17 protein-coding genes are annotated in these 14,331 nt (G+C 62.5%); 10 read left to right on the top strand and 7 right to left on the bottom strand.

Annotated elements, in window-relative coordinates; all coding sequences use genetic code 11:
• Window positions 1–113: 113 nt before the first annotated feature.
• Together NKH73_RS01140 and NKH73_RS01135 are read right to left on the bottom strand one after the other, a co-directional pair.
• Window positions 114–1,055 (bottom strand): sugar ABC transporter substrate-binding protein, encoded by a 942-nt coding sequence (locus NKH73_RS01140; RefSeq protein WP_352926868.1) that lies wholly within the window; start codon window positions 1,053–1,055, stop codon window positions 114–116.
• A 379-nt stretch (window positions 1,056–1,434) separates the two neighbouring features.
• On the bottom strand, window positions 1,435–2,466 hold the full coding sequence (locus NKH73_RS01135; protein ID WP_352926866.1) for a LacI family DNA-binding transcriptional regulator: 1,032 nt from the start codon (window positions 2,464–2,466) through the stop codon (window positions 1,435–1,437).
• Window positions 2,467–2,637: 171 nt separating this feature from the next.
• Here NKH73_RS01135 and NKH73_RS01130 point away from each other — a divergent pair, with 171 nt between their 5' ends.
• The 3 genes from NKH73_RS01130 (at window position 2,638) to NKH73_RS01120 (ending at window position 5,361) form a co-directional block, all read left to right on the top strand.
• On the top strand, window positions 2,638–3,747 hold the full coding sequence (locus tag NKH73_RS01130; RefSeq protein ID WP_352926864.1) for a fatty acid desaturase family protein: 1,110 nt from the start codon (window positions 2,638–2,640) through the stop codon (window positions 3,745–3,747).
• 64 nt (window positions 3,748–3,811) lie between these two features.
• Window positions 3,812–4,126: a Rieske (2Fe-2S) protein gene (locus NKH73_RS01125; protein WP_352926861.1), complete on the top strand. Its 315-nt coding sequence runs from the start codon at window positions 3,812–3,814 to the stop codon at window positions 4,124–4,126.
• A 5-nt stretch (window positions 4,127–4,131) separates the two neighbouring features.
• Window positions 4,132–5,361, top strand: a complete 1,230-nt coding sequence (locus NKH73_RS01120; RefSeq protein WP_352926858.1) for an NAD(P)/FAD-dependent oxidoreductase — start codon at window positions 4,132–4,134, stop codon at window positions 5,359–5,361.
• 28 nt (window positions 5,362–5,389) lie between these two features.
• On the opposite strand, the gene NKH73_RS01115 is transcribed toward NKH73_RS01120, so the two are convergent.
• The 5 genes from NKH73_RS01115 to hslV all read right to left on the bottom strand — a co-directional run bounded on the left by NKH73_RS01115 (window position 5,390) and on the right by hslV (window position 9,655).
• Entirely contained in the window at window positions 5,390–6,349 is a 960-nt protein-coding gene (locus NKH73_RS01115) for a DUF1402 family protein (RefSeq protein ID WP_352926856.1), read from the bottom strand.
• A 248-nt stretch (window positions 6,350–6,597) separates the two neighbouring features.
• The gene (hslU, locus tag NKH73_RS01110) at window positions 6,598–7,911 is read right to left on the bottom strand and encodes an ATP-dependent protease ATPase subunit HslU (protein ID WP_352926853.1); all 1,314 of its coding nucleotides are present in this window, start codon (window positions 7,909–7,911) and stop codon (window positions 6,598–6,600) included.
• A gap of 4 nt (window positions 7,912–7,915) precedes the next feature.
• On the bottom strand, window positions 7,916–8,515 hold the full coding sequence (locus tag NKH73_RS01105; protein WP_352926850.1) for a DUF2585 domain-containing protein: 600 nt from the start codon (window positions 8,513–8,515) through the stop codon (window positions 7,916–7,918).
• 4 nt (window positions 8,516–8,519) lie between these two features.
• On the bottom strand, window positions 8,520–9,029 hold the full coding sequence (locus NKH73_RS01100; RefSeq protein WP_352926847.1) for a GNAT family N-acetyltransferase: 510 nt from the start codon (window positions 9,027–9,029) through the stop codon (window positions 8,520–8,522).
• A gap of 74 nt (window positions 9,030–9,103) precedes the next feature.
• Window positions 9,104–9,655, bottom strand: a complete 552-nt coding sequence (hslV, locus tag NKH73_RS01095; RefSeq protein WP_352926845.1) for an ATP-dependent protease subunit HslV — start codon at window positions 9,653–9,655, stop codon at window positions 9,104–9,106.
• Window positions 9,656–9,876: 221 nt separating this feature from the next.
• On the opposite strand from hslV, the gene hisB reads away from it, so the two are divergent.
• Genes hisB through hisF form a run of 7 tightly spaced genes read left to right on the top strand, consistent with a single transcriptional unit; the run spans window position 9,877 to window position 14,287 of the window.
• Window positions 9,877–10,476, top strand: coding sequence for an imidazoleglycerol-phosphate dehydratase HisB (gene hisB, locus NKH73_RS01090; RefSeq protein WP_352926842.1), 600 nt, complete (start codon window positions 9,877–9,879; stop codon window positions 10,474–10,476).
• 3 nt (window positions 10,477–10,479) lie between these two features.
• Window positions 10,480–10,956, top strand: coding sequence for a DUF2628 domain-containing protein (locus NKH73_RS01085; RefSeq protein WP_292505698.1), 477 nt, complete (start codon window positions 10,480–10,482; stop codon window positions 10,954–10,956).
• 1 nt (window position 10,957) lies between these two features.
• Window positions 10,958–11,608 (top strand): imidazole glycerol phosphate synthase subunit HisH, encoded by a 651-nt coding sequence (gene hisH / locus NKH73_RS01080; protein WP_352926838.1) that lies wholly within the window; start codon window positions 10,958–10,960, stop codon window positions 11,606–11,608.
• An 11-nt stretch (window positions 11,609–11,619) separates the two neighbouring features.
• The gene (locus NKH73_RS01075) at window positions 11,620–11,910 is read left to right on the top strand and encodes a DUF1330 domain-containing protein (RefSeq protein WP_352926836.1); all 291 of its coding nucleotides are present in this window, start codon (window positions 11,620–11,622) and stop codon (window positions 11,908–11,910) included.
• Between the two features lie 3 nt (window positions 11,911–11,913).
• A complete protein-coding gene (gene hisA / locus NKH73_RS01070) occupies window positions 11,914–12,663 on the top strand; it encodes a 1-(5-phosphoribosyl)-5-[(5-phosphoribosylamino)methylideneamino]imidazole-4-carboxamide isomerase (protein WP_352926833.1) in 750 nt (249 codons plus the stop codon).
• On the top strand, window positions 12,660–13,496 hold the full coding sequence (locus NKH73_RS01065) for an arginase family protein (protein WP_352926830.1): 837 nt from the start codon (window positions 12,660–12,662) through the stop codon (window positions 13,494–13,496). The genes hisA and NKH73_RS01065 overlap by 4 nt, the downstream gene beginning before the upstream one ends.
• Window positions 13,493–14,287, top strand: a complete 795-nt coding sequence (gene hisF / locus NKH73_RS01060) for an imidazole glycerol phosphate synthase subunit HisF (RefSeq protein WP_352927646.1) — start codon at window positions 13,493–13,495, stop codon at window positions 14,285–14,287. The genes NKH73_RS01065 and hisF overlap by 4 nt, the downstream gene beginning before the upstream one ends.
• Window positions 14,288–14,331 lie beyond the last annotated feature (44 nt).

The raw sequence follows: 14,331 nt of genomic DNA, 5'->3' as shown, positions 1-14,331 counted from the left end.
TACGGCGATGAGGGAAGAGGAGCGGCGCCGTCCCTTTGATTGAGCATCGGATATTCTCGAGATCGCTCCGATGCTCTGACGCGCCGCTCCCTATCGAAAAACGGTCCGCTGCCTCAGTTCTTCTGCAGGAACTTGTCGATGTTTGCCGGCGTGACTAGCTGGAAGGGGATGTAGACCTTCTGTTCAACCGCCTCGCCCTTGGAAAGCTTGAGCGCCGCGTCCAGCGCCCCGGCACCCTGGCCGGCCGCATCCTGGAACACGGTCACGTCGAGGTCGCCCGCCTGCATCGCGGAAAGCGCGTCCTGAGTGGCGTCCACGCCGCCGACGACAACCGACTTCATGTCGACATTGGCGGCCTTCATGGCCTGGATGGCGCCGATGGCGCTTTCGTCATTGTTGGCGATCACGCCATCGAACGGCGTGCCGGTCGACAGCCAGTTGGTCATCAGGTTCTGCGCTTCCTCGCGTTTCCAGTTCGACGTCTGCTTGTCGATGATCTTGATGAAGCTGCATTCCGGAGTGGCGATCACATCGTCAATGTCCTTGGTGCGCTGCACTGCGGCCTGGTTCGACAGCTCGCCCATGATCACATAGACATTGGCCTCGGTCTTGCCAGCCTCCTTGAACAGGCGGCAGACTTCCTGGGTTTCGAGAGTGCCTGACTCAACCTCGTTCGAGGCGACGAAGGCCTGGTTGTCCGGCAGCGTGTCGACATTGACCGGCTCGCGGTTGACGTAGACCAGCGGAACCTTGGCCGCAGCGGCGGCGTCCGACATTGCCTGGGTGGCCGAGGTGTCGACCGGATTGACGATGATCGCGTCGACGCCCGAGGCGACGAAATTCTTGATCTGGTCGAGCTGCTTGGCGACGTCGTTCTGCGCGTCCTCGACCTGCAGTTCCACGCCTTCCATGCCCTTGGCCTGCTCGATCATGCCGTTGCGCAGCACGGTGAGAAAATTATCGTCGAACAGTGCCATCGACACGCCGATCTTGGCAGCGAGAGCGGACGAACTCATCAGCGCCGAAAACACGACGCCCAAAAGCAGTTTTTTCATTTTATTTTCTCCTCCACAGAATTGGTGTCCGGCTGCACCGATCTACCCGGAATCCCCGATCTACAGGGGAATCTCTCCCGATTACCATCTCCGTTCCCGATGGCGATTTCTGCGTCAACTGGAACGCCAGCCCTCTGCTTGAAACAGATGTTCCGGAACGAAAGAACCAAAATGCCTATCCAGTGAAATATTTATTCCATTCCGCCTGCGGGCGTCAAGGAGATTCCGAAATCGGATGACGGATTTTCGGATAACGCGGCTGAGGGCCGGCAAATCTTCTGCAAGAATCTATCAGGCTGATGGTTCACATCATTGCCGGCGCATCGTGGCGCCCGATCTGAACCTGGATGAATTGTCTGAGCCCCAGGTTTGCCCGAACCTAGATGTTTTCCGGCAGATAGATGTCGAAGGGCAGGAAAGTCTGGCCCGGCGCATTGGCCGCGCCTGCCTCGATGGCATGCGCCATCAGATCGACAAGCTCGCGGCATAGTGCTGCCAGCGGCGTCGAAATCACCATGGTCAGGATGTTGTCGGCGAGCGCCGCGCGCGATTCGGCGTTGATCTCGTTGCAGACGACCACCGGCATGTTTGCCGGCCTCGCCGTCCGTAGCGCGGAAACCGCGCCTTCCATGCCGCCGCCGGCCACGTAGCAGCCGGCAAGATCCGGGTACCGCGCCAGAAGATCGATCATCGCATCATGGGTCACCTGGTTGGCCTCCAGATTGACCAATGTCTCCAGCAACGTGAATTCCGGCGCATGCTCGCGGAAGAATGATCTGAAGCCGATCTCGCGCAATTCATGGCCATGGAAGCGATGGCTGCCGACAAAAAGCGCGACCTTGCCGGGCTTCCTCGCCGCCCTGGCAATCATCCAGGCCGCGGTGCGGCCGACCTTGCGGTTGTCGAGGCCGACATAACCTTCGCGGATGCCGGCGGCAAAGTCGGACAGCAGCGAGAAGACCGGTTGCCCTCTCGCCTTCAGCGCCTCGACGGCTGCCGTCAGCGTCGGATGGTCGGGGCCGACAAGGGCGACGGCCCTGGATTTCGCCGCCAGCTTGCGCATCTGGGCAGCGATCTCGCCGGGAGCCAGCGAAGTGGCGAAGTCGATGGTTGCGACGCCGCGGAAGCGCTGCGATTGCGACACCGCCAGTTCAAGCTCCCGCGCGAAATCGCCGTAGAAAACATCATTGCCCCTCAACAGCAGAAAGCCGAGCCGGTATTCTGGCAGGTCCTGGCGCATGCGCTGCTTGATCAGCCCGGCGGCATGGTAGCCGATGCTGGTGGCGGCCTCATAGACGCGGCGCGCGGTCTCCTCGCGCACCGGCAGGCGGTTGTTGAGCACCCGGTCGACGGTGGCGACGCTGACCCCTGAAATACGCGCCAGATCGGTTATGGTTGGTCGCTTGGCCATGGCTCTCTCCGCTTGCCAGCCAATTTACATCATTCTGATAGAAAATGATAGAAACTATCTTCATGACATTGAGCCTATCATGGCTTGGGGTTATTTCTAGACTACGAGATCTGCGGCCGCGGCCTGGTCACTGGCCGGGTAGATTGCAGGATGCTGGTGGAGGCACTTCTCATGGACGCAACCTTGGACGTAGCACCGTCCCGGCGCGACTACAGCCTGATTGGCCGCGACGCCAAGCTCGCCGTCGACAACGGGCTGGCGGCGGCCGAATGGTATCATACCGACGTGCCCCGCAAGCAGATGAAGGCGCTGATGCAGCGCTCCGATGGCCCGGCGATCCGCGACACCATCATCTGGCTCGGCGCCCTGATCCTGAGCGGAGCAGGCGGCGCCTGGTTCTGGGGCACCTGGTGGTGCGTGCCGTTCTTCTTCGTCTATGGCGTCCTTTACGGCTCTTCCACCGATTCACGCTGGCACGAATGCGGTCACGGCACCGCGTTCAGGACGCAGTGGATGAATGACGTGATCTATCAGCTCGCCTGCTTCATGATCATGCGCAACCCGGTGACCTGGCGGTGGAGCCACACGCGGCACCATACCGACACGATCATCGTCGGCCGCGACCCGGAGATCGCGGTGATGCGCCCGCCGGATCTGTTGCGCGTCGTGCTCAATTTCTTCGGCATTCTCGATGCCTGGCATGCCATGAGCGACATGCTGCGCAATGCGGCCGGCATCATCAGCCCGGCGGAAAAGACCTTCATTCCCGAGCAGGAGCAACCGAAGGCAATCCGCATTGCCCGCATCTGGACCGCGATCTATGCCGGGACCATCGCGCTGGCACTTTATAGCGGCTCGTTCCTGCCCTTGATGCTGGTCGGGCTGCCCAGGCTTTACGGCGCCTGGCATCATGTCATGACCGGCCTGCTGCAGCATGGCGGCCTCGCCGAAAATGTCATCGACCATCGCCTCAACAGCCGCACGGTCTACATGAACCCGATCAGCCGCTTCATTTACTGGAACATGAACTACCACGTCGAGCATCACATGTTCCCGATGGTGCCCTATCATGCGCTGCCCAGGCTGCATGAGCTGATCAAGCACGACCTGCCGGCGCCGACACCGTCGATCCTGGCCGGCTATCGCGAGATGGTGCCTGCCTTCCTGCGCCAGCTGCGCAATGAAGACTATTTCCTCAGGCGCGAACTGCCGCCGACCGCGAAGCCCTATCGCGAGGAATTCCACAACGATAACGATGCTGTCGCGGCAGCAGCGGAATGATATGCGCCCATGCCAGGCAACATGCCGGGCAAGTTGACCAAGCAAAAAACCGTCGGGAGGATTGATGAGCGACTGGGTCGAGGCCTGTGATGCCGAAGACATCGACGAAGAGGACGTGATGCGGTTCGACCATGGCGGCCGCACCTTCGCCATCTATCGCAGCCCCGACGATGAGTATTTCGCGACGGACGGTCTCTGCACGCATGAGAAGGTGCATCTGGCCGACGGACTGGTGATGGACGACATCATCGAATGCCCGAAGCACAATGGCCGCTTTAACTACAAGACCGGTGCGGCCAGGGGTGCGCCGGTCTGCGTCAATCTGAAGACATATCCGGTTAGGGTCGACGCCGGCAAAGTCCTGGTCCAGATCGGGTGACGGTGATGGCGAAAGGAATGGTCATCATCGGTGCCGGCGAATGCGGCGGGCGGGCTGCCTTGGCGCTGCGCGATCTCGGCTATGACGGGCCGGTGACGCTGGTCGGCGACGAGCCGCATCTGCCCTATGAGCGGCCGCCGCTGTCGAAAGACGCGATGGCCAGCGATGCGCCCGCGATCAAGGCGATCGCCAGCGATGAGATCCTGGCCGAGAGATCGATCCGGCATATCCATTCGGTTCAGGCGGTGGCGATCGAACGCGCCGCGCATCTCGTGCGCCTGTCGGACGGCTCGGTCCTGCCTTACGACAAGCTTTTGCTGGCGACCGGTTCTGTGCCGCGCAAGCTGCCAATGCCCGGTCTTGGCGCGCGCTGCGTCTATCTCCGGACCTTCAACGACGCGCTCGCCATTCGCGTCCATCTCAGCGCCGGAAACCGCATCGCCATCGTTGGCGGCGGCTTCATCGGCCTCGAACTCGCCGCCGCGGCGCGACGGCTGGGGGCCGCCGTCACCGTCATCGAGGCGCAGCCGCGCATCCTGATGCGCGGCGTGCCGGCCGAGATCGCCCAGATCATCCACGAGGAGCATGAAGCTCAAGGTGTGAAAATCCTGTGCGGCGACGGCATCGCCGCGATCGCCGACGACGGCGCCGAGGTGCGTATCGCGCTTGCCGGCGGGCAGGATATCGTCGCCGATCTCGCAGTGATCGGCATCGGCGCCGTGCCGGTGACCGGACTTGCCGCGGAAGCGGGGCTGACGATCGATAACGGCATAGCAGTCGATGCCGAGCTTCGCACCGACGATCCGGACATCTTCGCCGCCGGCGATTGCTGCTCGTTTCCGCTTGCCGTCTATGGCGGCCGACGTGTGCGGCTGGAAGCTTGGCGCAACGCGCAGGAGCAGGGTGCGCTTGCTGCCAGGAACATGCTGGGCGCCGGCGAGGCGCACGCGGCCGTGCCGTGGTTCTGGTCGGATCAATACGGCCTGACCTTGCAGATATCAGGGCTTTCCGATGAAGGCAGCAAGGTCGTGCGCCGCGACCTCGACGACGGCGCCTTCATCCTGTTCCACCTCGCCGACGACGGCAGGCTGGTCGCGGCAAGCGGCATCGGCCCAGGCAATTCGGTCGCCCGCGACATCCGTTTAGCCGAGATGCTGATCGCCAGGCGGGCAAAGCCGGCGCCTGAGGCGCTCGGTTCGCAAACGGTCAAGCTGAAGTCGCTGCTGGCGGCGTGACGACAACCACCGCAACCTCAACACGTGCCTAAAACAGCGCCTTCAGCTCCGGCAATTTATCGTTGACCAGCCAGCCATAGTAATTTTCCTCGGGCAGCTTCTCCGGTTCGCCTGCGGCGCGGCGCTTGTCGTTTTCGGCCTTCAGCGCATAGGCGCGCTGTTCCGGGCTGCCGACATTGTAGAGCGTCGCTGTGATGCCGGGATTGGCCGAAATGTCGAAGCCGGCAATGCTTTCGTAGGCATCGATCGATTTCCGGATCGTCGCCGCGACATAGGACAAGGTCAGGTCCGGATCCATGATGGTCTTGTAGACCCCGTTCGGATCGCCAACGTCGAGCTTCGGCAGGCCGGAGACCTGGTGCACGAGATCGCTCATCTGCAACGCGGTCAGCGGATTGAGCTGGCCGAGGCCGAAGGTCTGGCCGGCATAATAGGGCTGAAAGAAGGTGGCGCCGAAGCGGTCGTTGGGAAAACTTGTCCCCCCGACATTCCTGCCGCGAAAGGACTGGTTCCAGACCTGCTCGCGGCACGCCCAAAGCGCGTAGCTGTCCGATTCGCCGGCGCATTTGGCAAATTGCGGCCGTTGCACGAAATCGGTGATGTCCTCGCCTTCATAGGCGAAGGACAGCTTGCTCGACAGATAGGAGATCGCCTTGACGTAGTAGGTCTGCAGCCGGTCGTAGGCGTCGACATTGTAGGTGTGCTCGCCGACGATGGCGCCGACGATGTGCATCGGATCGATGCCATAGGTAGCCGCCGCTTGGCTGATCTTGCCGCGAAGGCCAGCGTCGTGCTGCAGCAGCGAATAGACCTTGCGGTATTTCGCTTGGAAGGTGGTGCTGGTTGCCTGCGTGCGCCGGCTCGAGGCGCCAGGTATGTTGGGCTGCTCGGCATGGCGGTTGCCCGGCGGCACCATCGTCGCCGCTTGCGCGGCGAACATGGCTGTCGCCAGCGTCAGCCCGAGAATGCCGAGAAAAAGTTTTTTCATGCGCCCGCCGCCTGTGACAGCGCATGACCCCGAAAACCGGAACCGATTTTCGGGGTCATGCGCCAAATCAAGTGCTACAGGTCCGCTGCGTGTACAGGACGCGCGGCGCTGTAGTCGCCGGGCAAACTAGGTAAAGCTCCAGTTCGAGTCGAGAGCCCTTCGACAACTGAGACAAAAGGTGGCCAGATGCTTCCATTTGGCCACACACTGCAGAGTGTCCGGAAATCTTCCCGCCGCCCGGTCCCGTCTTACAGGATGAATCGCGACAAATCCGTGTTTCTGGACAGGTCGCCGACATGCTTTTGCACATAGGCGGCGTCGATGCTGACCGACGTTCCGTGGCGGTCCGGGGCGTCATAGGAGATCTCGTCCAGCACCCGCTCCATCACCGTCTGCAGCCGCCTGGCGCCGATGTTCTCGACGCTGGCGTTGAGATCGACGGCGATGCCGGCCAGCGAATCGATGGCGTCGTCGGTGAAGACCAGGTCGACGCCCTCCGTTTTCATCAGCGCGATGTACTGCTTGATCAGGCTGGCCTCGGTCTCGGTCAGGATGCGCACGAAATCGTCCTTTTCCAGCGCCCGCAGCTCGACGCGGATCGGCAGACGGCCCTGCAATTCCGGCAACAGGTCCGACGGCTTGGCAACGTGGAACGCGCCCGATGCGATGAACAGGATGTGGTCGGTCTTCACCGGTCCGTATTTGGTCGCCACCGTGGTGCCTTCGACAAGCGGCAACAGGTCGCGCTGCACGCCTTCTCGGGAAACACCGGCGCCCATGCCGCCCTCGCGCGAGGCGATCTTGTCGATCTCGTCGAGGAAGACGATGCCGTCGTTTTCGGTCGATTCGAGCGCTCTGCGCACCACCTCATCCTGGTCGAGCAGCTTGTCGGACTCGTCGCCGACCAGCAGCGCGTAGGATTCCTTCACCGTCGTCTTGCGCGTCTTCGTCTTCTGGCCGCCCATCGCTTTCGACAGCATGTCGTTGATGTTCAACACGCCGATATTGGCGCCCGGCATGCCGGGGATCTCGAAGCCGGGCATGCCGCCGGTGCCGGTGTCGCTCACTTCGATTTCGATCTCCTTGTCGTCGAGCTCGCCGTCGCGCAGCTTCTTGCGGAAGGAGTCGCGCGTGGCCGGGCTCGCCGTTTTGCCGACGAGCGCTTCCAGCACACGCTCCTCGGCATTGATATGGGCGCGCGCCTTGACATCCTCGCGCATCTTCTCGCGCACCAGCCCGATGGCGATCTCGACCAGGTCGCGGATGATCTGTTCGACGTCGCGGCCGACATAGCCGACCTCGGTGAACTTGGTCGCTTCGACCTTGACGAACGGCGCACCGGCAAGGCGTGCCAGGCGGCGCGAGATCTCGGTCTTGCCGACGCCGGTCGGGCCGATCATCAGGATGTTCTTCGGCATCACCTCTTCACGCATCTGGCCTTCGAGCTGCTGGCGGCGCCAGCGGTTGCGCAAGGCGATGGCCACGGCGCGCTTGGCGTCCTTCTGGCCGATGATGAAGCGATCGAGTTCCGAAACGATTTCGCGGGGAGAGAAGGTGGTCATGTCCCTAAATTCCACTTTGCCACTGCCGGATGGACTCGAACGGATGCAGCAGCATGATCACGTTGAGTGTCAGATTGTCCCTGATGATGTAGCCGACACCGAATTCGAAGATGACAGCCAGGGTCACGATCACCCATATAGGAAGCCTCCGCGCCATCACAAATCCCAGCACCATCGCCAGCGTGTCCGCCGCCGAATTGATGATGCTGTCGCCGTAGTAATCGAGCGAGATCGTGCCGGCGCGATAGCGCTCGATAATCAAAGGGCTGTTCTCGAGAAGTTCCCAGCCGCCCTCTATGGCGACGGCAAATGCCAGCCTGAGCCCGATCGGCGAGCGCGGGAACAGAAACCATGCCAACGCATAGAACAGGAAGCCATGGATGATGTGCGAGAATGTGTACCAGTCGGAAATATGCTGGGAATTCTCCGAGCTCTGCACGATGCCGTGCCACAGCTTGACATAGCCGCATGTGCAGATCGGCGTTCGGCCCATGCCGTAAAGGGCTCCAGCCTGGAATATGATCAGTCCGAGGACGAGCAGAAGCCCCATCCGCCAGCTGTCTTCATAGGCCGAGACGGGTTTGTCGGCGCCGGTTGTGCTCATGCTGTTACTGCCCCTCTTCGGCGTCAATTGCCATCAGCACGGCGTCGCCATATTCCGATTGCCTGCGATCGATAGCTCTGAAACCGGCCTTTTCATAGGCGCGGATCGCTCGTCCGTTGGCCGGATCCGGGTCGATGATGACACGCGGCGCCCCTTCCTCGAACAGCTGTTCCACGAACTGCCGGACAATTGCCGAGCCGTGGCCGCGTCCGACAAGCTCAGGCCTGCCGATCGACAGATCGATGCCGAGCGTGCCGAACGGCTGGTCGCGATAGGGGTGGCCGTCCTCCAGATGGGGGTCGTAGCTCTGCATATAGCCGATCGGCTCGCCGTCGAGCTCGATGATCAGCGGCTCGACGGAAATCGAGTCGATGTGTTCGCGAATCTGGGCGATCTCCGTCTCTGGATCATCCCACCACGCCCCGACATGCGGCTCGGCGAGCCATGCCGCGATCATCGGCAGGTCCGCCTCCGTCACCGGCCGAAAATCATATCTATTCTCTTGTTTGGCCATGATCTCCCCCCGAACCGGAGGTCAGCGAAGCAAAAACCGGTTTCCACTTTTCGGGATCATGGCCTAGGGCCGGGTCAGCCCGCATCGAGCGTTTCGATGACGAAATTGTTGTTGGTATAGACGCAAATGTCGGATGCGATCTGCATCGCCTTGCGGGCGATCTCCTCGGCATCCTTGTCGGTGTCCATCAGCGCGCGCGCCGCAGCCAGCGCGTAATTGCCGCCCGAACCGATCGCCATGACGCCATGTTCCGGTTCGAGCACGTCGCCAGTGCCGGTCAACGCCAGCGAGACCGACTTGTCGGCGACCAGCATCATCGCTTCCAGCCGGCGCAGATAGCGGTCGGTGCGCCAGTCCTTGGCAAGTTCGACGCAGGCCCGCGTCAGTTGCTCCGGATATTGTTCGAGCTTGGCCTCGAGCCGCTCCAGAAGGGTAAAGGCGTCGGCGGTGGCGCCGGCGAAACCGGCGATGACGTTGCCGCCCTTGCCGATGCGGCGCACCTTCTTGGCATTGCCCTTCATGATGGTCTGGCCAAGACTGACCTGGCCGTCGCCGGCGATGACCACCTTGCTGCCCTTGCGCACCGTCACGATGGTCGTGGCGTGCATGGTCAGATTATCAGACATTTTCTGCTCCGATCAGCACCGATCCTGCGAAGGCGATTGGCGCATTACGAGTGACTTGATCGGCCATATGTATGCATAGGTCCGATGATTGCAAACCGGCCATCCGCCACCCTCGATACCGCCTGCCATGGCAACTGGCAATCGCCGGATCATGCTGCTAGAAGGCTCTCGTTTTTCAAGCAAGTGATCGCTTGGACTGAACTCTGGACAAGGATGAGGTCATGCCGCCCCGTTCCGCCAACGCAAGCCGCAAGACTGGGGAAACCGACATAACCGTGTCGGTCCAGGTCGACGGCTCGGGAAAATCCGATATTTCGACGGGCGTCGGCTTCTTCGATCATATGCTGGACCAGCTTTCGCGCCATTCGCTGATCGACATGACGGTCAAGGCCAAGGGCGATCTGCACATAGACGACCACCACACGGTCGAGGATACCGGCATCGCGCTCGGGCAGGCACTGGCCAAGGCGCTGGGCGAGCGGCGCGGCATCATGCGCTATGCCTCGATCGATCTCGCCATGGACGAGACGCTGACGCGGGCGGCGATCGATGTTTCCGGCCGTCCATTCCTTGTCTGGAACGTTGCGTTCTCATCCCCGAAGATAGGCACGTTCGACACCGAACTGGTGCGCGAATTCTTCCAGGCCCTGGCGCAGAATGCCGGCATCACGTTGCATGTCACCAACCACTACGGCGCCAACAACCACCACATTGCCGAAACCTGCTTCAAGGCCGTGGCGCGTGCGCTGCGTTTCGCGCTTGAAAGCGACCCGCGCCAGCCGGACGCGGTTCCTTCCACCAAGGGATCTCTGAAGGGATAGGTCATGGCCATCTATGTCGTGATGGAACCGCCCGGCCGCGCCGAAAAGTCTGATATGACGGCCTTTATCCGGGATGGGTTTTCCTGGCTCGGCTTCCTCGTTCCGCCGCTGTGGCTGCTCTGGCACCGGTTATGGATCGAGGCAGCCTTGGCCTTCGTCGCCATGGCTCTCCTTTCGGTGCTTGCCGAAGCATTGAGCCTTGGACTGGCCGGCCCGCTGCTGTCGCTGCTCGTATCGCTCTATGTCGGGCTGGAAGGGCAGGCCTTGCGGATTGCCGCACTGCGCCGTCGTGGCTGGCATGAATGGGGCGTGGTCGAGGCCGACAGGCTCGACGATGCCGATACGCGCTATGTGCTGGAAGCCGAAACGCATCCGGACGAGCAAGCGCCCGCGCCACGCATCGTCCCGGATGCCGCCCATGCGCGGCCAGCGCAGATGGGCATCGCGCTAGGGCTGAACCACACGCCGGGAAGACCCTGACATGCGGGTCGCGATCATCGACTATGGTTCGGGCAATCTGCGCTCGGCCACCAAGGCCTTCGAGCGCGCCGCGCACGAAGCCGGCATCGCCGCCGCCATCGATCTGACTGCCGATGCCGAGCGTGTCAGAACCGCCGACCGCATCGTCCTGCCCGGCGTTGGCGCCTACGCCGATTGCGCGGCCGGGCTGCGCGCTGTGCCTGGCATGTGGGAAGCGGTGGAGGAGGTCGCGATCGTCAAGCGGCGGCCGTTCCTCGGCATCTGCGTCGGCATGCAGCTGATGTCGGAGCGAGGTCTGGAAAAGACCGTTACGAAAGGCTTTGGCTGGATTGCCGGCGACGTCAGGGAGATCACCCCGGCCGATCCTGCGCTTAAGATCCCGCAGATCGGCTGGAACACGATCGAGCTCACGCGCAAGCATCCGCTGTTTTCCGGCATTCCGACCGGCGCCAAGGGATTGCATGCCTATTTCGTCCACTCCTATCATCTCGACGCCAGGAAACCCGACGATGTGCTGGCGATTGCCGACTATGGTGGCCCGGTGACGGCCGCTGTCAGCAGTGACAATCTCGCCGGCACGCAGTTCCATCCCGAAAAGAGCCAGGCGCTTGGCCTGGCGCTGATCACCAATTTCCTGCGCTGGAAGCCCTGAAGGGGAAAATCATGAGCAAGAAGGGCTACTGGATGGCCATGGTCGATGTCCGCGACCCTGAGATCTACAAGCAGTATATCGAGGCGAACGCGGCGGCTTTTGCGAAATACGGCGCAAAATTTGCCGTGCGGGCCGGGCGCCATGCGAACCCGGAAGGGCCGACAGGCAATCGCCACGTGCTGGTGGAGTTCGAGTCCTACGATAAAGCGATAGAATGCTACGAATCGCCTGAATACCAGGAAGCCTTGAAATTCAGGCTTGCCGCCTCAACCGGCCACTTCGTCATCGTCGAAGGCGCCTGAACGGTGATCCTGTTCCCGGCCATCGATCTCAAGGACGGCAAGTGCGTGCGCCTGAAGCACGGCGATATGGCGACCGCGACGATCTACAATGACGATCCGGCCGCGCAGGCCAGAGCCTTCGAAGAACAAGGCTTCGAGTGGCTGCATGTCGTCGACCTCAACGGCGCGTTCAAAGGCCAAAGCGTCAACGGCGCAGCGGTCGGCGCCATCCTCAAGGCGACGAAGAACCCGGTGCAGCTCGGCGGCGGGATCCGCACGCTGGCGCAGATTGAGGACTGGCTCGACCGCGGACTGGCCCGCATCATTCTCGGCACTGTGGCCGTGCGCGACCCCGATCTGGTCAGGCAGGCCTGCAAGGCGTTCCCGGGCAAGATCGCCGTCGGTATCGACGCCAAGGGCGGCAAGGTGGCGGTCGAGGGCTGGGCCGAGGCCTCGAGCCTCGGCGTCATCGAACTGGCGAAGAAATTCGAGGGTGCCGGCGTCTCCGCCATCATTTACACCGACATCGACCGCGACGGCGTGCTGACCGGCATCAACTGGGACGCCACAATCGGTCTCGCCGAAGCGGTGTCGATCCCGGTCATCGCCTCGGGAGGTCTGGCCTCGATCGCCGACATCGTGCGCATGACCATGCCCGATGCGCAAAAACTCGAAGGCGCGATCTCGGGCCGCGCGCTTTACGACGGGCGTATCGACCCGGCCGAGGCACTGGCGATCCTGGCGGCCGGATCTGGGAAGGCGAGGGCGCGATGAAACTCTCGATCATCCTCGCCCCCTATGACAGCGGCCTTTACCATTCCGGTTTTGGCCAGGGTCCCGACGCCATCATTGCCGGCGGCCTTGTCGATGAGCTTGCCTTGCGCGGCCACGATGTCGTCGTCGAGGACATCGGCGAGGTCGGCGATGCCCAGAGACGCGAAATCGCGACGGGCTTCGCGGTTTGCCGGGCAGTCGCCACCAGGGTCGATCTGGCGCGCGACGATGAGCGTTTCCCCATCGTGCTCACTGGAAATTGCCTGACCGCCGCCGGTGCGGTGGCCGGCGACGCAGCGGATTCGATCATCTGGATCGATCAGCATGGCGACCTCAACACACCCGAGACCTCCGCCTACGGCTTCCTCGACGGCATGGCGCTGGCGACGACGCTGGGTCTCTGCTGGCGCCCGATGGCAGCCACGATTCCCGGCTTCCGGGCGATAGATCCGTCCCGGTGCATGCTGGTCGATGCGCGCGACCTCGATCCCGACGAAAAGCGCCTGCTGGACACATTGCCTGTCATTCGCACCCAATGCGCCGATGCGCTCGACAGTGTCGGAAGGCTGAAAGCAGCCGGCGCCGTTCAGGCACATCTGCATCTGGATCTGGACGTCCACGACCCGGATTTGCTGCAAGTGAACCGCTATGCGCAGCCGGGAGGCCCAAGCCCGGATCAACTGCGGCAACTCGTTTGCGGGCTGGCCAGGTCGATCCCGATTGCCGGCGTCACCCTGTCCGCCTACGACCCGGCATTTGACGCCAAGGGCGAGGTTCCGCCTGTCGTCGGTCAATTGCTTGGCGATTTTCTTGCCGCACGTGAGAGGATCTGATGCTGAAAGCCCGCGTCATCCCCTGCCTCGACGTCAAGAACGGCCGCGTCGTCAAAGGCGTCAACTTCGTCGACCTGATCGATGCCGGCGATCCGGTCGAGGCGGCAAAGGCCTATGACGCCGCTGGCGCCGACGAGCTCTGCTTCCTCGACATCACCGCGTCATCCGACAACCGCGAGACCATCTTCGACATCGTCGCCCGCACCGCAGAACAATGTTTCATGCCGCTGACCGTCGGCGGCGGCGTGCGCCAGGTCGCCGACATAAGAAAGCTGCTTTTGGCCGGCGCCGACAAGGTGTCGATCAACACGGCGGCAGTGAGGAATCCCGATTTCGTCGCCGAGGCGGCCGACAAGTTCGGCAACCAGTGCATCGTCGTCGCCATCGACGCCAAGAAAGTATCCGGTGAAGGCGAGGCCGGCCGCTGGGAGATTTTCACCCATGGCGGCCGCGAGAAGACCGGCATCGACGCGGTCGAATTCGCTCGGCAGATGGTCGATCGCGGCGCCGGCGAGATCCTGCTGACGTCGATGGACCGCGACGGCACCAAGGCCGGCTACGACATTGCGCTGACCCGCGCGATCGCCGACGCCGTGCGTGCGCCGGTCATCGCCTCCGGCGGCGTCGGCACGCTCGATCACCTGGTCGAGGGCATTCGCGACGGCCATGCCGGCGCGGTGCTGGCGGCATCGATCTTCCATTTCGGCACGTACAGCATTGCCGAAGCCAAGGCGCATATGGCCGGCGCCGGCCTGCCGGTGCGGCTGGACTCATCGGGCGATCGGCTCTAAAGCATGAAAAGTGGGACCCGGTTATCGAAAAGATCATGCTTAAA

The sequence above is a fragment of the Mesorhizobium sp. M0938 genome, from assembly GCF_040319125.1.
Classification (GTDB): Bacteria; Pseudomonadota; Alphaproteobacteria; order Rhizobiales; family Rhizobiaceae; genus Mesorhizobium; species Mesorhizobium robiniae.
Note: the sequence above shows the minus strand (reverse complement) of the source record. Positions and strands in the feature narration are given on the sequence as shown.